The organism is Bradyrhizobium sp. YCK136, from assembly GCF_044570075.1.
Taxonomy (GTDB): domain Bacteria; phylum Pseudomonadota; class Alphaproteobacteria; order Rhizobiales; family Xanthobacteraceae; genus Bradyrhizobium; species Bradyrhizobium diazoefficiens.
The window spans coordinates 925,360-944,048 of sequence record NZ_CP172424.1; the positions used below are offsets into that span (position 1 = coordinate 925,360).

Sequence of the window (18,689 nt, forward strand, 5' to 3'; positions counted from 1 at the left end):
CGGACAGGGGTCTAGGGAGAGGAACAGCTGAGGAAAGAACCCCGACCGCGGGTCGGGGTCCCGATTCATGCAAACGCGTGGAGATCTTTATCTGGCGAATGGCCAGCCAAACTTGTAGTTGAGCCGTGCCGTGATGAGATCGACGTCCTGGTGCGCGCGATCCGCGCCAAGGGCCGCTGGGAAGCTTATGTTGCTGCGCTGCATGAACAAGTGGTTATACTCGACGCCCGCTGACCAGTTCGGCGTGAGGCTGACTTCGGCACCGGCGCCCAGCACGCCACCCCAACGCACATCATTGTTTTTGCCAAGCTCGGTGCCGGTTGCCACCGAGTTGACGTAATAGGTGTTGCTGGTCACCGCAGCACCGCCCTTGCCATAAAGGAGCACAGCATTGAACGCGTATCCGATATGGCCCGTGAGTAGGCCGAATGCATCTGTCGTGGTGCCAACGGTGTCTGTCGGGAAGGCGGTGCTGACATTGGAGCCGCGGAAGTCGGCCCAGTTGCCCTGGCCTTCGAGGCCGTACACCATGTTGAAGATTTGCCAACGATAGCCGATCTGGCCGCCAACGGTACCGCCAGTCGAATTATGGCAGCCCTCGGAAGTGATGCCATTGAAATCCCAGCAATTGTGGCTCGTTCCCCAGCCACCGTTTGCGCCCATATAGTAGCCGGACCAATCGATAATCGGGGCCGCGACCGGCAGCGGTGCCGCCTTGACCTTGACGGGCTGCCCGGCCAGATCCGTGCCGAATGAGGGGGCGGCCGCACAGAGTGCGCCGATGCATGCAGTCAGAATAAGAATCTTTTTCATTCGCGTGTTGTTTCCTTTAGGTGCCCCAGGCACCGTGCCGTTTAACAACATGAACGCGAATTGCTGTAACTGGCGCACAACATGTCTTGGAAAGAAACGTGCCCAATCGCCCGCGGCGTCAGATTGCGGAGCTCGCGGTTTCCGCTGCTTTGCTTCTACCGAGACGCTGTGGCTCGGCAGTGGTCGCCTCGCGCGGATCATCCTCTTTGAAAATGATCGTTCATGATCACCTGCGACGCGGAGCAAAGCCAAAAGGTGTTCGGCTCCTTCCGTCGCTAAGCTGCGGCAACGCCCAGCCGCACTTACAGTACTGGATCGATGGCACGCCTCAGGCGCTTAAGGTCATTCTTCCGGCAACACGGACGTGCTATCGCTTGCAATCGCGAGCAACGCGATGCCGATCGATTGCAGGCTCGATCGCTTTGGCTCTGGAACGACCACAAGTCTAGCTCGATGGTCCGTCAACTTCGACCTTGATTGATGGGTCGGGAAGCCCACTGCGTGCTAGACTGCGGATTTGCTCTTGCTTGAAGTTGCGCAAGATCGTGCCGAGCTCAAGGTCACCGTGGTCGGTTTCCTGGCGCGAGCGAATACCAGCGCGGCCGCCCCGTCTCGCCGCCGTCTGGGCCTGGTGTTCAGCTTCCTGGTCTCGGCCGCCAGAGGAGCTGCAGAGGCAACAGCTTTCTCGAGCGCTCTCGTTTCAGCGGGGCCGCACATGATTAGAGAAAAGTCTGCTCGACCACGCACTGGCCCGAATTTTCCACCGTATGAGGCGCCCTAAATGCCTTAACGGCGCCGGATGCTCTCGCCGCAATAGGCACAAGCGAGTCATTGCCCGGTCGACGGTGCCAGTTCAGCCCGCAAGTTGCGTATCGCCTCGTTGGCCAGATTCAGAGCATTCCGTTCGCTGTTTCTTATCGAGCACTCGAGGTAAGTGCGCAATCGGCTATGAAGGACGGCCTTCAGATTACGTGCCAGCAGCGGATCCTTCTCGACAAAGCTCCAAGCCTTGTCAAATGCGACGCTCACAACGGCATCTGGCACCTGCACCTGCTCGGAAAAGATCTGATCCATCTCTAACGCTCCTCGACATCCTGATACAAGGAAGTACCTTCTCAAAAGCAACCGGATTGTGTTGCGTGTCTCAGCACGAAAGACATCTGCTCTTCAACCTCTTCCACGCTACTCCCGGGACTTCAGGAGAGGATATAGATGCTTGTTGAAGTTGCGATGACCGAACGCCGTAATGCCCGCGCAATTCGAAGAAATTCTGAAAAGAGTGAAGCGAGTACGAGTTGTCGTGCCCTTCATTGCCGTCGTGGGCCTCTTGGTCGGTCACCAAGTTGTGGCTTTTCTTCCTTCATTCGGAAGATCGGCCCCCACCGGTTGCGGTTAAAGCCCAGCATGATGAAAAAGGCCGCCTACTCTTTTCCCACTCTCAAGAAGCGTTCAAACCGCAATGGCGCTTGTGACGTCGGATTTGGGGTGATGTAGCCTGTTCCGGATGAGACTTGTCTGCTTTGCGACAAGTCTCGACGCCTATTGCCGTGTGATATTCACCTGCGCGTGGCTTTCGCTCCGGCCGTGGTGTTTGTTACCGGTCAGGCGCCTAAGAGAGGGAACGAGATGCAAGGGCAATTGCACTTTCCCCACGGCGGATTCTTAGTCGTTTGGCAAAGAAGGGCCGGGCGCCGTCGGTGTGGGTTCAATACGGAGTTGCGTAGGAAAGCCGGCGCAGCGTGGGATCGGCGGCGCGCTTCCGAGCTTTGGATACTTGCAGCTCGTGAAAGGCGTCGAGGGACAGCAAGGCCCAGCTAGATCGAATGCGTCGCCGGCGGCGTGAGATAGAGCAAGCCTGATTTCGAAAGTGGTGGCGAACTGTTGCCATATGAAAGGCCAGCGGAAGCGGCGCGCTTACGGACGGTGAGCCCATAAACAGCAAATGTCGATCCCTGGTGTGTGCGGCCTAAGTGTAACTGTCAGCCCAGCCATAAACGTCCGCTCAACGCCATCAATCTCCAAAAAGCGCAAATGAAATCTCAGTCCGCTGCCGCACGTGAAAGAATGAGCTTGGCGATCGTCAATCGATTGGCGGAAGTCCGCAGCGCGGCCGGTAATGCCGCCACAGTCTGATCAAAAAGGCGTCCCAGAATCTGAAGGTCCTCGGGGTGGTAAACGCCACGGTCTTGCGACAATCGCATTCGTCCGTGGCCGGTTCTTGTATCGCCAAGCTGGCCGAGCTCCAGTTCCGCGGTGATCATTTGGCCTATGAGGGCATTAAGTAATCGGATCGCTTCCAGCTCGTTGCCTTCTTCGCGCATGAGCCCAGCCACGATGTCGAGTTGCAGGTCGACGCGATCCTCGAGGTTTTGTATGCGTGAATTGGAAGGGTCAAGTTCCACGGTATTTCTCCAAAGTGGTGAAATGCAAGACAGGCGGAGTAGAGGTATCGTTTCCCGTTCGCCAAACGGCGGACGCTTCGCTGGACAAATGACTGCTGCACAGGAGGCGCTTCCGGTCCCCTGGAAGAGGGGGCACATATGTGCCGCGAAAGGATTGCAAAAGTGCAATGAGCGTCTAGGGAAAAACGAAAAGCGTTGCCGATGGCGCGGGATTTGAATGGATTCTCGAGCCGCCCAGTGCGTTCGGCAACAGCGGTGACTCTGTTCGGGGCCACACAGCTGATTGTACTGCTCTGCTTGGAGGCCGCGGCAACAGCGCCGGACTGTTGAGGCGACCCGCCTGGTCAGAGCGAAAGGTCCAGCCCGCACCCCTGCGAAGGCCAACTCACCTGCCCGAGTTCTACGCTGCGGAGGCATTTACCATCGCCGAGTGTGCGTGATAGCTGTCTTCTTAGAGCAATCAAGTATCATGCCCAAAGGGGCAGGCAACGTCGTGTAGATTGCGCGCCAACTGCGACTGGTCACCGCACTGCATTCGTGCCCCCACGTGTCTTGCCGTCAAACATTGCTCGAAGCAGCCACGAAGCACGTGATTTGCTCTGCGACCAAGTGATCCATTATCACGCGACATTCGTGAACACTGCCTTCCGTAAGCCGGCGATCGACTTATGCGGTGTTTGGCTTCAATTAGTAAAATAGAAAGTGTTGATGGGATGCATCCAGTTCGTTGATAGCGCAGGCGAGCAATCTCACCGCCTTCATCGGAGCCGGTTGATTGGTTCTCCTGCTATCCGGGCTAGGAAGCATAGGGAATGCCCGGGCAGGCGGCTGAGCCGCTGATGACCCGCCATGCTTGAGAGCGCACGAAGTAGCGGAACGAGTAGCGTTGACTTGGACGCCAAAACCTTGGTGCCCCCGCGGCCAAGAGAGACATGCCGGCGCCGGCTATCCACCAGCTCTCGCTACCCGTATACTCGGCTATAGTCTAGCTAGTGGGCCTGATTGCTTCGTGCCGTCCCGCTGTCTCTTCCATTCGTGGATCTGAGATTGCGCGATATAATCCAGGCTAGAGAATGCGTAGATGCTGGTCGGGCACGAATCTGACAGAAGGCGAACGCCTCCAACAAAATCCGTGCTTGTCCATAAAGAATCGTTAGCTTCGCTTTCCTAGTCCTCAACCTTCGATCACTGGCTGCATAAGGGGCATGCCTTCAAACCTAGCAGAACGGTAAATGGCCGCCTCCGAGGCCAGTGCTGCAGACGGGATCAGACAAGGGGGCTGCTATTTGTCTATCATCGGGCGTAGCACCTTCGGCAGGGCGGCGCTCGGTAGCTCTGCGAGCGCCGCAGCGAGCGCGAAAAACGCTGCAAAAGCAGCGAATATAAAAGCGCTAGCGAGCATTGCTGCGACAACGTTCTGAGGGCGTCTCATCATTCGAGATACTTCGCGTGGGGAATGCTGCGTTGCATGAAAATCAGTACTTCTTGACACGCTCGACATGACCGTCGCGCCAGCGATAAACCAAAAATCCAGAAGCCGAGTTGTCCCTCCTTTTGTCGAACCGGTCGATCGGTCGGGAACGAAGCGCGCTGGCGACCCGGTCAGCATTGAAGGAGCCGCTCCGGTTCACCGCCTCTGCCCAGGCTTGCACAGCGGCACAAGCGTATAGTGTGTAGCCTTCACCGGGCAGCCCGGAAGCTTTGAGTCCGGCGACCGCACTGGCAGCATTGGCGTTCCCAGCGGGGTTGGGCATGAAGGTAAACAATGTGCCATTCCCAGCGCTGCCGGTAATGGCCCAGAATTCGGAGGTCATCAGCGGATCGTTCGCCATGACCGTGAGGTCTGCTTTTGCTTCTGCTGCCTGGCGTACCAACAATCCGACTTCGGTGTGGTAGCCGCCGATATAGGCGACGCGCAGCCGGTCCTTCTTCATTCTTGAGAGCAAGGCTCTGAAGCCCCTTTCACCGGCAACATAGCTTTGCCGGCTCACCTGCCATCCCAATCGATGAAGCCGGGCTTCAACCACGTCGACAATCCCCCTGCCAGCAGTGCTCTTGTCGTCCAGCACCGCGATTTTCTCGAGGCGATAATTCGTGTGAATGTACTCGGCGGCAACGGCTCCCTGTTGGTCGTCGGGCCGCAGATCCGAAAGACAGTCTCAAGGCCGTGCTCTGTTAGTTGAGGAGTTGACGAGCCTGGTAACACCTGGACGATGCCAGCTTCGCGTAGATGTCGGAGGCCGGGATCGACGAAGAGGAACAAAAATGGCCAACCACCAACAGGATCCGCTCTGTCGTGAGCTTATTCGCGACTGCGACAGCTTGCCTCGGGTCGCAGGCGTCGTCAGCGACGCTCAATATAGTTTTGGCATTATCGGGAAGCTGGCCTGAGGCGTTCAGGACCTCGACCGCCGCGGCCGCACCATCGCGCATTTGCGCGCCGAATGCAGCGCTGCTTCCGGTCATTGGGCCAGCCACGGCGATCTTTATTTCAGAGCCGCGCGCAGACGGAGCGACGAGAGCGCAGAAGAGAAGCGCCGCAGGCGCAAGAGAGGCATGCCGCTTATTTACCATTGTAGAGCTTCCAATGCTCACCTGAAGTGAACCGCAACTGGTTGTAGTCAACCACGCCTGCAGACAGGCGTTGCTTGCTGGGCAAACCTGCGTTGGCCGGGCGAGCCGCCAACTACGGTAAGATCTACAACTTGACGTTACGTGCGGATCAAGCCCTTTTGGGAAGAGCGATGGAGGCGTCAGGGACGCGGATCGACCGGCGGTGACAATCCTTCCGTTTGATTCCGTAAAAACTCCAAGCCGCGTCGGAGAGCGGCCGGTTCACCTAGCGTTTCTTAGCTTGCCCTAACCGGCGTGTGGAACCCGCCATGAATGCGTCAGTAAGGCTGATCCTCCAATCCGCCAAGGGCAAGATCGAGATATTGCATTAGACAGGGATCCCAACCAGCCAGACTGCGGGGCGCGCTTAATCGTGCAAGTACCTTCAGGATCATCGAAACACGTGAATCGTCGCCGGCGATTTCGCTGATCAGCAAGCGTGCTGCAACCGCGACAGCCTTTGCGCGCTCTCCGCAAGGGTGCTCGCCCCCATCCATGCAGTCGCGAAGATCATCACGGATTCGCCGCCAGCGGTCCTCTCGCTCCGCAGCTAAATTGCAGGTGCACCGGGACGTCTGACTCCGCGTCTCGGCGCGCGACATGGCGTTCAGGGTGGCAGGCAGCTCATCCACACTTACCTGCGCCTCGCTGTCGATGGTCATGTTGCGCAAACGGTCGCGCAACAGAGTTGTGCGCGCGACTTGGACTTCTATGCGCTCTAGATGTTTGCGCAGCAAGTCCGTGAGTGAGGTCGTCCCCTCCATAGCTTTACGGATCTCCACGAGCGAGAAGCCAAGCTCACGCAGCGCGCGAATCTGATGAACCCGTTGCCCGCTTTCGCGGTCATACATCCGGTGACCGCCCTCAGTGCGCTCTGTCGCTGCTAGCAGTCCAGTGTGCTCATAATGGTGCAGCGTGCGCACCGTTACTCCGGTCGCCTCTGCAAGTTCGCCGATGCGCCATCGACGCCGTCTTGGTGTAGCTCTGTTCATGTTGTTCAATTTCAAAGCCTACAACCTGACGTCACGTATGATTCAAGCGGATTTCTAAGCTCCAGTTGAATCGCCTTTAATTCATGCGCGCGAGTGGTGACTATCCTTAGAATGGCGGCTGATCAACCCTCAGGAGAAAGGGTGATCAACAAGTTCGCCAGGCGTGCCAGTTCAGCCTCGCCAGCCGCCGTACGCTCCAGGATAAGTTTGGCGATTGCTGCGCAGTTTTCTGGACTCCGCATCGACGGAGGTAGCGCGTCGACGGCGCCGTCATAAAGCCGTCCGAGGGCAGATAGCTCTTCTGGATCGAACACCCCGCTGCAAAGCTTCAACGTTCAGCTCCTTGTTTGAAATTGAGTCAAGCGCAGCGCACGTCGTCAAGACGTTTGGCTGCGGTAGGGCCAAAAGAAGTCATACCTGCGGCGCAAGGCGATGAGGATGTGATGTGCTGCTGTGTGATGCGTTCAGGCCACACGCGTTCGCGATGCTAGCTTCGACGGCACGGCAAGTCCGACGATCTCTATGCTCACAATGAACGGTGGTAGGAATCCGAATAAGCTGATCATCTCCGTTCATCGGGAGCAACTACCGACCCAGGGAGTTGACGGCAAGAGCTCCGTGCCTGGCCTACCTTCTTGAGAGAGCTGCGCCCTGCCGCGGCCGTTGCAACGTAAACGCCTAGCCTGTCTTATTCGTAAGAGGCGCCCGAGAGGCTGGCGAGCGTGGTGTAAAGCGCTGATACGGCGTAGGATTCGGTTGTGAAGCCAACCCCATCACCTCCAACCGCGAACGCCACGCCCGCCATGACCGACGATACGATTCCGCCCTTCTCGTTTCCAGCCATTCACGCCAAGAAAGTCACAGCTGCCTTCGATGGTGGGCGCCTAACCTCGAACGGGGGCGTGATGCTTCTGGCGATGGCCGAGCGGCGTCTCGGCTTGGCCGACAATCTGGCCCGGGTGTTCCCGGATCGGCGCGATCCGACGCGGGTCGTGCACAGCCTGGTCGATATGTTCCGCGCGCGCATGTTCGCGATCTGCTGCGGCTACGAGGACGCCGACGACCTCGATCATCTGCGGTCCGATCCGGCATTCAAGCTGGCCTGCGGTCGCCTACCGGACACGGGCCGGGATCTGTGTTCCCAGCCGACGCTGTCGCGGCTGGAGAATGCTCCGCGCCTGCGCGACGTGATCCGACTGACCTACATTTTGGTCGACGCATGGATGGATAGCTACCCCCACGAGCCGGCATCCGTCACGCTCGACATCGATGATACCTGCGACGTCGTCCACGGCCATCAGCAGCTCTCGCTGTTCAACGCTCATTATGACGAACGCTGCTTTCTGCCGATCCACGTCTACGACACGGAGAAGAGCCGGCCCGTGGCCGTCGTGCTGCGGCCCGGCAAGACGCCGGGCGGCGTCGAGGTGCGTGCCCATCTGCGCCGCCTGGTACGGCATATCCGCACGCGATGGCACAACACGCGAATTACGTTCCGTGGCGACGGGCACTATGCCCGGCCGGAGGCCATGGCGTGGTGCGAGACCAACGGCATCGACTACATCTTCGGTCTGTCCGGCACCAAGCCTCTCGCCAGAAAAGTCGACGAGGTCGCCGACGACATCCGCACCCGACGCGCCATCGAGAACCTGCCGGTTCTGCGTGGCTATACCGAGACCCGCCACAAGGCAAAGTCCTGGGATCGCGAACGGCGCACCGTCGCCCGTATTGAGGCGACGATGCTCGGCCTCGACATCCGTTTCGTCGTCACCAGCCTCGATGTCGGCTCGGCCGAGTGGATCTACGACAGCCTGTATTGCGCGCGCGGCCAAGCCGAGAATCTGATCAAGCTGCATAAGACACAGCTCGCCTCCGACCGCACCAGCTGCCGTTCGGCGCTCGCCAACCAGGTCCGTCTCGTGCTCCATACGGCCGCTTATTGGCTGATGCTGACCGTGCGCGACGCCATTCCCAAAGCCCGGGAATTGGCCGCTGCCGAGTTCGCGACGCTGCGTCTTCGGCTCTTGAAGCTCGCCGCCCGTGTGGTCGAGACCTCGAGCCGCATTCGCCTTGCGTTTGCCGCGGCATGTCCCGAAGCCGACCTGATCCGCTGCTTGCCCGGCGCGCTGCTCCCGCTCGGTCCGTAACCGACCGGGCCTGCGCCCGCTCACCCGCCCCACTCCTCCATCGCCTACAAAACAGCTTGATGTAGAACCCGGTGAGAAAAGGCCGGACGGTCACCCACGCCAGCCACCAGCCCCCGTCAGACGTCAAGAACGACCGTGCTCTCGTGAATAGATCGGGCTAGCTTCAGTGCGAAGGCATTGCTCCGTCGCTCGCCGGCCCCGTTCCGTTCCCGTCCCTAAAAGCATCAAGTCGGCAGTCTGCCGTTTCTCGCGCCCGAGGCGGAGGTGCGAAGAGCGAAAGCGCCTCTTGCCTGCCGCAAGGATCCTTTCCCCCGGCAATAAGAGCAAGCCAGGCGAGCAGGAATTGTGTGTTGAGACAAGTGTTGGAATGTGAGGTTCGTAGACTTCGCGAATGTGCTTACGGCAACGGTGAGACGGATCGCACGAAATGTCCCGGGGGCTCCGCGTCTTCCGGGCTGCTGGTCACACGGAGCTCTTGTGTAGTTGCCATGCGGGTGGCCTCCTGCAACAAAATGTCCCTCATCCACAGACTTCCCGGGTCGCTGTTGTGAAGTGAGGGCCATTGGACCGCCTCGGTGAAGGCGGGGAATGGATGCGGAAGCTCAACGATCCGAAGGGGCATCGTTCTTTGGAAATGCCTCACGAGCCCTAATGGCATCGTGCCTATGCGGTTCGTCCCAACTATGAGAGGCGGGATCATGCTGAAGCTCTGCACGAGGATGTCGATGCGCCGCGTGGGTCCGAGATCAGTCAAAAAGGAATGCTCAACTGGCGTCCGGGGCGCACCTCCGTGCTTAACTGCAACGTGACCCATCGACATATATCGATCGAATGTAAGCCGGGGTTGTAATTCCCTATTGGTGCAGCAGCCTACGCAGACGAGTCGCTCCTCGAATAGGGCCGCTCTGGGGTGCGTGCTGGACATGAAAAAATCTGGCCGGATAACAAAATCGACTTCACCGCGGCGGAGGAGCAGCTCGTGTTCATCGGTCGGCGCAGCCAATTCGAAGCTGACGGCGGGGGCTTCTCGCGTGACGCGTGCTACGACATTTCGGAAGAGCACAACTGTTACGAAGTCAGAAAGGACGATCCTGAATCGGCGGTTCAATCGAGCTGGGTCGAACGGATGTCGGGCCATAATCGAGAGTTCAATGTGCATCAGAGCCTCGCGCACAGGAGCCGCGAGCCCTTCCGCGCGTGAGCTCAAGACAAGTTCGCGCCCCCTCATTCCAAACAGTTCATCACGGAAATGCTTGCGCAGCCGGGCAACGGCTGCGCTCATTGCCGGCTGACTAAGATTGATCTTGCGTGCGGCTGAGGAGAGGTTGCGCTCAGTTATTAGAGCATCCAGCGCGACCAGAAGATTTAGATCCAGACCTTTGAAACGCATCTCTTCCTATCCGGCACAAACGTCGTTGCTGCGCAATAGCGTGCGGTGGCGCCAGCGCCTGGAGCAATCGTCTTGGCCCGCCCCAATGGACATCGGCTCATTCCTGCGCCCGGGAAAAGAAGCTTGCGAGATGACCGCAACAATGGAGAGCAAGCGGAAAGCCGATCGGCAGCGGCGGGAAAGCGTCGGGAGCTCCAAGCTAATTGGTCTTGCCGGTTCCGGCCGGCCACGCAGCAGGGTCGTTCAGTCCGCTGATGGCAGATCAGCCCAGTGTTCGTCAGCGTGCCAAAGCGCGGTGTCGACAGCTGGGTCGTGCAGCGCTTGTCACGAGAGCAACCTACAACCTGACGCAATGTGCGGTTCAAGACATTTTAGTGATAGAGCCAAACATTTGCACGGGTGGCATATTCTTCTGCGATGGTTGCCGGACGTAGCCTGAATGCGTCGTGAGCGCATCAAACCGCACCTTCGAGGTCACCACGCGCACAACTGGAAAAGGCTTCGCGACCGATCGTCGCATTGCGCGTCTATGGCTCCTTCTCACCTCCATACCCTGGAGAGACGAAAGAAAACGGGGCACGTCGAAGGTTCTACAGTGTGCCGGGGATGTTCAGAGCGCAGCTTAAGGTAAGCCTAACAGCGCCTGCGAGTTGGAGGCTCCTGGTCCCCAGATGCCATGTTGGATGCTTCCTCGAGCAATATCCGACGCATCCAGATGCTCGCGGGGTCGGTATTGTGGAATGAGGGCCACTGCAGGGCCTCTGTGAATGTGGGCAGGGGGAGGGGCGGTTGGATGATCCGCAACGGCATCCGCTTTTCGAAGTGCCTGGCCAGTCGTAAGGGCATCGTGCCGATACGGCTCGTGTCTAGCAACAGGGGCGGAATCAGGCTAAAGCCCTGCACGACGACCTCAATTCGTCTCCTCAGGCCGTGCTCAAGCAAAAACCATTCTTCGAGGTTCGGTCTCAGTGCGCGTCCGAACTTGGCAGTAACGTGCCCCATCGAGATGTATTGTTCGAACGTAAGCTGCCGGGATAGCTGCTTGTTCGCGCGGCATCCGACGCATACGAGGCTCTCGTCGAACAGCGTCGCCTTAGGGTGCGCGCTCGACATGAAAAGTTCCGGCAGAATGAGAAAGTCGACCTCGCCCCGCCGCAGCAGCTCATCCGGTTCATCAGAAAATGGCAGCAGTTCGAAGCGCACCGCGGGGGCTTCTTGCGCCATGCGGTCCACAATTCTGCGGAAAAAAACGATCGTCATAAAATCTGAGAGAATGACCCTGAAGCGTCGGCTCGATTGAGCAGGGTCGAGCGCGTCCCGCGATATGATTGAGAGTTGGATGTGCAGCAGGGCCTCGCGAACCGGACCTGCAAGAGCTTCCGCGCCAGGTGTCGGGACGAGTTCGCGACCTCTCATAGTAAAGAGTTCATCGCGGAAATAGGTGCGCAGCCGTGCGATCGCAGCGCTCATAGCAGGCTGGCTCAGATTGATTTTGCGAGCCGCCGCTGTGAGGTTGCGCGCCGTCATCACGGCGTCGAGCGCAACGAGAAGATTTAGATCAAGTCCCTTGAACCGCATGTGATGAGTCTATCCATCGTGTGGATGTGTTCTATCGAAACAATCGATTTTACCAAACTGGGGGAGGTTGGATAGCAAACTGAAGTTTGGAAAAAGCAATTAGACGCGCCACGATGGTTTCCGGTCGTTCACGTGAGCTAAGAGAAGAGCTCCCAGACGTGGGAGCGCACCATGGGCGCGCGTTGTGTTTCTCCTTAAGCGTGGCCGTTCGAACGCCAAGCGCGTCCCGATAAACGTTGGTATGCGGATATCATCCGTTTCCATATTTGAGGTTTACCCGCGTACAATTGAGGGCGCGTTCAGACTCATTCTAGTGTCGAAGAATAGAGGCAGACGCAGGTTGCGGATGCCAAGAATTCCAGGCGCCGTTCCAAATGGCTCGCCTGTCCAGTGCATGTGGGGCGTGTCGAAGATGTATAAAAGCCAGTGTGATCTGATGCCGCTCCGATGCGCCATCGATGAGGCTTGCGCGCCGATGGCCGGCCCTCAGACGTCAAAGCGCCGGAGGGCGATGCGACTGCAGGCGCAAAAGCTCGCTGGTGCAGACAGGTTCTGGCTAGCCCAACCGCCTCGTCGGCAGCTTCCGATTTATCGTGAGCGCGGCATCAACCGCACGAGGGTGCAATCAAGCGATCGCTCCGTCGCGCAAAGGCCAGCGGCGCGGAGTAGGCGAGCAGTGCCGAGCTCCGACAGAGCATGGCGGCGCATCTCAGCATTCATCGGCGGTTCGGCGAATAGCGAATTGACGTGACCATCCCCGCTCTTCATTCCACCGGCGCAAGGAAGCTCGCCATGAACATTGCCGTCTCCCCGACTGCGGAAGGATCTTCTGGGCGCGCTCAAGTGCAGTGGAGCCTTCGTTGGGAAAGTGAACTGCAGCTCGCCGATCATGCCGAGCTCGCGGAGTTCTTCCGCAAGAGTTACGGACCGACGGGTGCGTTCAATGCGCAGCCGTTTGAGCGGAGCCGAAGTTGGGCTGGAGCAAGACCCGAGCTCCGCGTAATTGGTTACGACGCGCGCGGGGTAGCGGCTCACATCGGGCTACTGCGCCGCTTCATCAAAGTTGGTGAAGTCGATCTCCCTGTGGCCGAACTGGGGTTGTATGCGGTGCGCCCCGATCTCGAGGGGCACGGGATAGGCCACGCAATGCGCGTGATGTATCCCGCACTCCAGGAGCTCGGCGTTCCATTCGGATTTGGCGCGGTTCGCTCGGCCCTCGAAAAACATTTGACCCGACTGGTCGAAAGGCAGGGGCTCGCCACCCTGATGCGTGGCATTCGCGTCCGCTCCACCTTGCCGGATGTCTATCCAAATGTATCGCCGACGCGCATCGAAGACGTGATCGTCGTGGTGTTTCCGGTCGGACGCTCGATAAGCGAATGGCCGGCCGGGACTGTCATCGATCGTAACGGGCCTGAGTTGTGACAGAGCGTTCCACCCTATCTACTGTCCGCTGCGACTACGCTGACGCGGGCGGAAGTCGAGCTGTCCATTTGACCTTTGACGATGGGCCAAATCCATTTTGTACGCCAGAGGTGCTCGATGTCCTGGCGCAACATCGGGTCCCCGCGACATTCTTCGTCATCGGGACGTACGCGACGGAGCATCCTGAACTCATCCGACGAATGATTGCGGAAGGGCATGAGGTTGCGAACCATACGATGACCCATCCTGATCTATCCAGATGCGGACCTACGGAGCTACACGACGAGGTGCTGACGGCGAGCGAAGCCATCCGTCTGGCGTGCCCGCTGGCCTCGCCCAGGCATATGCGAGCGCCTTACGGCATATGGACGCGAGATGTGCTCGCAGTGGCGGCGAGCGCTGGTCTCACGGCTCTGCACTGGTCGGTCGACCCTAGAGATTGGTCCCGCCCCGGGGTTGATGCAATTGTGAATTCCGTACTGGCGAACGTACGCCCGGGTGCAATTGTGCTCCTGCACGACGGATATCCTCCCGATGAGGAGGGATTGCCCAGTGGCTCTACGCTGCGCGATCAGACCAGGACGGCGCTGGCATATCTCATTCCAGCACTACAACGGCGCGGGTTTGTAATCCGTCCACTCCCTCAACTCCACTGAAAAAACGACACCCCATGGACCTGCTCGCGACGACCAGTGCTGCCGCCGTTTCATCTTATGCGCTCCTATCGACGATCTATAAGAGCGTGCAAGCGCTTTATGCTCAGCCGGCGATCAACTCATCGCTGGACAACCTTGGACAAGCCGAGGTGGTCGTTCCTGCTGTGGACGTGATCGTGCCGTGCTTCAACGAGAATCCGAACACACTCGCCGAATGTCTGGAGTCGATTGCCAGTCAAGACTACGCCGGAAAGATGCAGATATATGTGGTCGATGACGGATCGGCAAACCGCGACGTTGTCGCGCCTGTACACCGGATATATGCGAGCGATCCGAGATTCAGTTTTATCTTGTTGGCGAACAATGTGGGAAAGCGCAAGGCGCAGATCGCAGCGATACGCAGCTCATCCGGTGATCTGGTTCTCAACGTCGATTCCGATACGATACTTGCTGCCGACGTCGTCACGAAGCTTGTATTGAAGATGCATGACCCGGGAATCGGTGCGGCCATGGGTCAGCTGATCGCGAGCAATCGCAACCAGACCTGGCTGACCAGGCTGATCGACATGGAATATTGGCTCGCGTGCAACGAAGAGCGCGCGGCACAGGCGCGCTTCGGTGCCGTCATGTGTTGCTGCGGCCCATGTGCCATGTATCGGCGTTCCGCGCTCGCCTTGCTTCTTGATCAATATGAAGCCCAATTCTTTCGTGGGAAGCCGAGCGATTTCGGCGAGGACCGCCACCTAACGATACTCATGCTCAAGGCGGGGTTTCGAACCGAATACGTTCCGGACGCCATAGCAGCCACAGTCGTCCCGCACAGTCTTCGGCCATATCTACGACAGCAACTCCGCTGGGCGCGAAGTACCTTTCGAGATACGTTTCTTGCTTGGCGCCTGCTGCCAGAGCTCGATGGTTATTTGACGCTAGACGTTATCGGGCAAAATCTCGGCCCATTGCTCCTCGCCATTTCATCACTTGCTGCGCTCGCACAGCTCCTGATCGATGGCTCTATACCCTGGTGGACGGGATTGACGATTGCTGCAATGACTACGGTCCGGTGCTGTGTGGCAGCGCTTCGTGCCCGCGAGCTGCGGTTTATCGGCTTCTCGCTCCACACGCCGATCAATATCTGTCTCTTACTGCCTTTGAAGGCCTATGCGCTTTGTACATTGAGCAATAGCGATTGGCTATCTCGGAAAGTCACCGATATGCCGACGGAAGAGGGGAAACAGCCTGTCATCCTGCACCCGAATGCCGGACGAAGTCCTGCTGGTGTAGGGGGGCGCCTGCTCCTATTCGTAAGGCGGCGTTATCGCAGCCTCCATCGAGCCTGGCGGCGACGGAGCGTGTTTCCGGTCGCGATCGTTCGACTGTCTACAAATAAGTGGTCGGCTGATGACTCAGGACGAAAACCATCAGTTATTAGAGCGAGAGTTGGCTGTCGACGACCCGTGGCGCCTCGACACTAGTGCGTTCGAGCAGCAGCGATACGCGCAAATGCTCCGGATGTCGCGCCGCGACGGAGATGCGGCGTCTGCGCTCGAAGTAGGATGTGCAGCCGGTGCATTCACGGAGATGCTGGCGCCGCTATGCGAGCGACTTACGGTCGTGGATGTCATGCCGCAGGCAATCGAGCGAACGCGACTGCGGACCGGGAAATGGTCACATATTAGTTGGGTGACCTGCGACATTCAGCGGTTCTCGACCACTGAGCAATTCGATTTGATTGTCGTGGCTGAGGTTCTTTACTACCTCGGGGACGTGGTCGAGATGCATGCGGCTATCCGCAACCTGGTGAGTATGCTTGCGCCAGATGAGACTCTCATTTTCGGGTCTGCGCGTGATGAAATATGTCAACGCTGGGGGCATGCTGCCGGTGCTGAGACGGTGATCGCTCTCTTCAATGAGAGCCTATCAGAGATCGAGCGCCGGCACTGCTGCACCGGGTCGGCGAGCGAAGACTGCTTGATCGTCCGGTTTCTGAAGCCGGGCGGCGCGTCGGCACAATCAAACGCCGGTCATTAGGCCAGGAGGACGTATGCGCATCTGCGGAATAAAGTTGACACATGACGGAGCAATTGCTGTCGTCGAGGACGGTCGGCGTCTTTTTTGCGTCGAGCAAGAGAAGCGCGGCAATGGTCCACGCTATCAGTCCGTCGACAATCTCGATGCAGTCGTCTTCGCCTTGGCGGAGCATGGCCTGAATCCGCGCGACATCGATCAGTTCGTGATTGATGGCTGGGACGGGGAGAATGAATCGCAGTTCCAGCTCCTAAGCGGAGCGGTGCCGGTCGCGCTAAAAGGCGCGCCATATGTCGAGCGTCATGCTGAGGGCCTCCTTGATTCCGTCGACGGCTATGGCCTCCTCCTCGGAGGCGAGGAGTTTCCATATAAGAGCTACCCGCATGTCACGGGCCATGTCGCCTCAGCATATAGCACCAGTCCTTTCGCCAGCGCGGGGAAACCCGCGTTGTGTCTGGTATGGGACGGCTGTATCTTTCCACGCCTTTACTATGTCGAGCCCCAGGGCGCGCGGCTCATCGGATCGCTGTTTCCGATGATTGGCCATGCCTATGCCGCCGCGGGCCTTCACTTCGGCCCATACCGGCAGCCGAACCGCTCCAGTTGGGATTTGGGCATTGCTGGCAAGCTGATGGCCTACATCGAGCTTGGTTCCGTGGACGAAAGCATCGTGGAAGTGTTCCAGGAGCTTTATGAAACGCGCTTAGCGGCTGACACGGAGCAGGCTCGTCGCTACCGCGAAAACATCAACAATGCGGAAGCGTCTCTCGCAGTTATTCACGACTTCTTCGAGTCAAGCGCATTGCGCCTGAAGGCCAAGCGCGCGGAGGACGTCCTTGCGTCGTTTCATGTGTTTCTGGGACGTCTTCTCGTTAAGGAGATCGCGATGGTTCTGCTACGGCACTCGTCGCTTCCGGGAGCGCGAAATCTATGCATCGCCGGAGGTTGCGGTCTCAACATCAAATGGAACAGCGCGCTTCGCGCGACCGGATTATTCGATGATGTCTGGGTGCCGCCGTTTCCAAATGACAGTGGCTCGGCAATCGGCGCGGCGTGCGGCGCTATGGCAGCGCAAGATGGCTTCGAGCCGTTGGAATGGTCAGTTTACAGTGGCCCCGCCCTGCAGGAGAGCGAGGTTCCGCCGGACTGGGAGGCGGCGCCGTGCAGTCTGCCTGAACTTGCCTCGATTCTTGCTGACAACAAGCCCGTCATCTTTCTTTCCGGGTGTGCCGGGCTCGGGCCGCGGGCGTTGGGCGGTAGAAGCATTCTTGCGGCCCCAACGTCCCCGGAGATGAAGGATCATCTCAACGACATCAAACGGCGCGAACACTTCCGGCCGGTGGTGCCGATCTGTCTGGAAGATCGTGCGCCGGAGATCTTCAGCCCGGGTACGCCAGATCCTTACATGCTATTCGATCACCAGACCCGGGCGAATTGGCGCGACAAGATCCCGGCAGTGGTACATCTCGACGGCTCGGCGCGGCTGCAGACAATTTCCCGCAACTCTCCTCACAAAATTGCTGCGCTTCTCATCGAATTTGAGCAACTCACCGGCATTCCGCTGCTCTGCACCACGAGCGCCAACCTCCATGGACGGGGATTCTTTCCCGATGCTGCGGCGGCATGCCAATGGGGGCGCGTCGAGCATGTGTGGTGCGAGGGCATGCTCTGGAGCAAAACGGTCATCAAGAAGTCATCGCCTGCGGAACGACTTCTGTCAGCCTAAGATGAACATGTCCAATATGGCGATCGACCTTGTCGGCGTGAGAAAGTCATTCGGGGACAAGGTTATCGTCAATGACCTGTCGTTCTCGGTTGCGCGCGGAGAGTGCTTCGGGCTGCTTGGGCCAAATGGAGCTGGCAAAAGTACGATTGCACGCATGCTCCTCGGCATGATTTCCCCCGATCGAGGCAAGATTACGGTCCTCGATGAGCCTGTGCCTTCCCGCGCTCGTGCGGCGCGTGTGCGCGTAGGCGTGGTGCCGCAGTTCGATAACCTTGAGCCCGAGTTCACCGTGCGGGAGAACCTGCTTGTGTTTGGCCGCTATTTCGGCATGAGCGCTCGCGCGATCGAAGCGGTTGTGCCCTCGTTGCTTGAGTTTGCGCGGCTTGAAAGCAAGGCGGACGTGCGCGTCTCCCTTTTGTCCGGTGGTATGAAGCGGCGGCTGACGCTGGCGCGCGCTCTGATCAATGATCCACATCTACTCGTGATGGACGAGCCGACGACGGGGCTCGATCCGCATGCTCGCCACCTGATCTGGGAACGCCTGCGGGCTCTTCTTGCGCGCGGCAAGACGATCCTCTTGACCACTCACTTCATGGAAGAGGCCGAACGCCTTTGCGATCGGCTATGCGTGCTTGAGAGTGGATGCAAAATCGCCGAAGGCAAGCCAGACGCCTTGATCGACGAGCATATCGGCTGCAACGTGATCGAGATCTATGGCGGTGATCTAGATCAACTCCGGGAGCTGATCAGGCCGTATGCGCGGCATATCGAAGTGAGTGGAGAGACGCTTTTTTGTTACGCGCGATGTCCGGACGAAATCAGCGTGCACCTGCGCGGGCGAACGGACCTTCGCGTTCTGCAGCGCCCCCCGAATCTCGAAGACGTGTTTTTGCGGTTGACCGGGCGCGAGATGGAGAAATGA

At 58.7% G+C, this 18,689-nt stretch carries 16 protein-coding genes; 7 read left to right on the top strand and 9 right to left on the bottom strand.

Going from position 1 to position 18,689, the window contains the following annotated elements:
• Window positions 1-87: 87 nt before the first annotated feature.
• From ACFLEY_RS04440 to ACFLEY_RS04470, 7 genes are all read right to left on the bottom strand, one after another.
• A complete protein-coding gene (locus tag ACFLEY_RS04440) occupies window positions 88-813 on the bottom strand; it encodes an outer membrane protein (protein WP_014497822.1) in 726 nt (241 codons plus the stop codon).
• A gap of 828 nt (window positions 814-1,641) precedes the next feature.
• Window positions 1,642-1,887 carry a hypothetical protein gene (locus tag ACFLEY_RS04445; RefSeq protein ID WP_082755858.1) on the bottom strand — a complete coding sequence of 82 codons (246 nt, stop codon included), beginning with the start codon at window positions 1,885-1,887 and terminating at the stop codon, window positions 1,642-1,644.
• 965 nt (window positions 1,888-2,852) lie between these two features.
• A complete protein-coding gene (locus ACFLEY_RS04450) occupies window positions 2,853-3,215 on the bottom strand; it encodes a hypothetical protein (RefSeq protein WP_014497821.1) in 363 nt (120 codons plus the stop codon).
• A gap of 1,475 nt (window positions 3,216-4,690) precedes the next feature.
• Window positions 4,691-5,359, bottom strand: coding sequence for a branched-chain amino acid ABC transporter substrate-binding protein (locus ACFLEY_RS04455; RefSeq protein ID WP_283823352.1), 669 nt, complete (start codon window positions 5,357-5,359; stop codon window positions 4,691-4,693).
• 31 nt (window positions 5,360-5,390) lie between these two features.
• Window positions 5,391-5,681: an ABC transporter substrate-binding protein gene (locus tag ACFLEY_RS04460; protein WP_028154217.1), complete on the bottom strand. Its 291-nt coding sequence runs from the start codon at window positions 5,679-5,681 to the stop codon at window positions 5,391-5,393.
• A 425-nt stretch (window positions 5,682-6,106) separates the two neighbouring features.
• A complete protein-coding gene (locus tag ACFLEY_RS04465) occupies window positions 6,107-6,820 on the bottom strand; it encodes a MerR family transcriptional regulator (protein WP_026312621.1) in 714 nt (237 codons plus the stop codon).
• A gap of 122 nt (window positions 6,821-6,942) precedes the next feature.
• A complete protein-coding gene (locus ACFLEY_RS04470; RefSeq protein WP_014497819.1) occupies window positions 6,943-7,152 on the bottom strand; it encodes a hypothetical protein in 210 nt (69 codons plus the stop codon).
• Between the two features lie 471 nt (window positions 7,153-7,623).
• Here ACFLEY_RS04470 and ACFLEY_RS04475 point away from each other — a divergent pair, with 471 nt between their 5' ends.
• Complete coding sequence (locus tag ACFLEY_RS04475) at window positions 7,624-8,967, top strand: IS1380-like element ISBdi2 family transposase (protein WP_396604534.1); 1,344 nt, start codon at window positions 7,624-7,626, stop codon at window positions 8,965-8,967.
• Window positions 8,968-9,364: 397 nt separating this feature from the next.
• Here ACFLEY_RS04475 and nodD2 read toward each other — a convergent pair whose 3' ends face one another.
• Both nodD2 and nodD1 read right to left on the bottom strand, forming a co-directional pair.
• Window positions 9,365-10,357 carry a transcriptional regulator NodD2 gene (gene nodD2 / locus ACFLEY_RS04480; RefSeq protein WP_035696200.1) on the bottom strand — a complete coding sequence of 331 codons (993 nt, stop codon included), beginning with the start codon at window positions 10,355-10,357 and terminating at the stop codon, window positions 9,365-9,367.
• Window positions 10,358-10,990: 633 nt separating this feature from the next.
• Complete coding sequence (nodD1, locus tag ACFLEY_RS04485) at window positions 10,991-11,935, bottom strand: transcriptional regulator NodD1 (RefSeq protein ID WP_018646994.1); 945 nt, start codon at window positions 11,933-11,935, stop codon at window positions 10,991-10,993.
• A 792-nt stretch (window positions 11,936-12,727) separates the two neighbouring features.
• Between nodD1 and ACFLEY_RS04490 the strand changes: the two genes are divergently transcribed.
• Genes ACFLEY_RS04490 through nodI form a run of 6 tightly spaced genes read left to right on the top strand, consistent with a single transcriptional unit; the run spans window position 12,728 to window position 18,689 of the window.
• Window positions 12,728-13,360 carry a NodA family N-acyltransferase gene (locus ACFLEY_RS04490; protein ID WP_060912862.1) on the top strand — a complete coding sequence of 211 codons (633 nt, stop codon included), beginning with the start codon at window positions 12,728-12,730 and terminating at the stop codon, window positions 13,358-13,360.
• A complete protein-coding gene (nodB, locus tag ACFLEY_RS04495) occupies window positions 13,357-14,016 on the top strand; it encodes a chitooligosaccharide deacetylase NodB (RefSeq protein ID WP_011084823.1) in 660 nt (219 codons plus the stop codon). The genes ACFLEY_RS04490 and nodB overlap by 4 nt, the downstream gene beginning before the upstream one ends.
• 14 nt (window positions 14,017-14,030) lie before the next feature.
• A complete protein-coding gene (gene nodC / locus ACFLEY_RS04500) occupies window positions 14,031-15,488 on the top strand; it encodes a chitooligosaccharide synthase NodC (RefSeq protein ID WP_082755860.1) in 1,458 nt (485 codons plus the stop codon).
• Window positions 15,415-16,044 carry a nodulation methyltransferase NodS gene (nodS, locus tag ACFLEY_RS04505; protein ID WP_060910094.1) on the top strand — a complete coding sequence of 210 codons (630 nt, stop codon included), beginning with the start codon at window positions 15,415-15,417 and terminating at the stop codon, window positions 16,042-16,044. Before nodC ends, nodS begins: the two co-directional genes overlap by 74 nt.
• 13 nt (window positions 16,045-16,057) lie before the next feature.
• A complete protein-coding gene (gene nodU, locus ACFLEY_RS04510; protein ID WP_060910095.1) occupies window positions 16,058-17,767 on the top strand; it encodes a nodulation protein NodU in 1,710 nt (569 codons plus the stop codon).
• Between the two features lies 1 nt (window position 17,768).
• Window positions 17,769-18,689 carry a nodulation factor ABC transporter ATP-binding protein NodI gene (gene nodI, locus ACFLEY_RS04515; protein ID WP_082755861.1) on the top strand — a complete coding sequence of 307 codons (921 nt, stop codon included), beginning with the start codon at window positions 17,769-17,771 and terminating at the stop codon, window positions 18,687-18,689.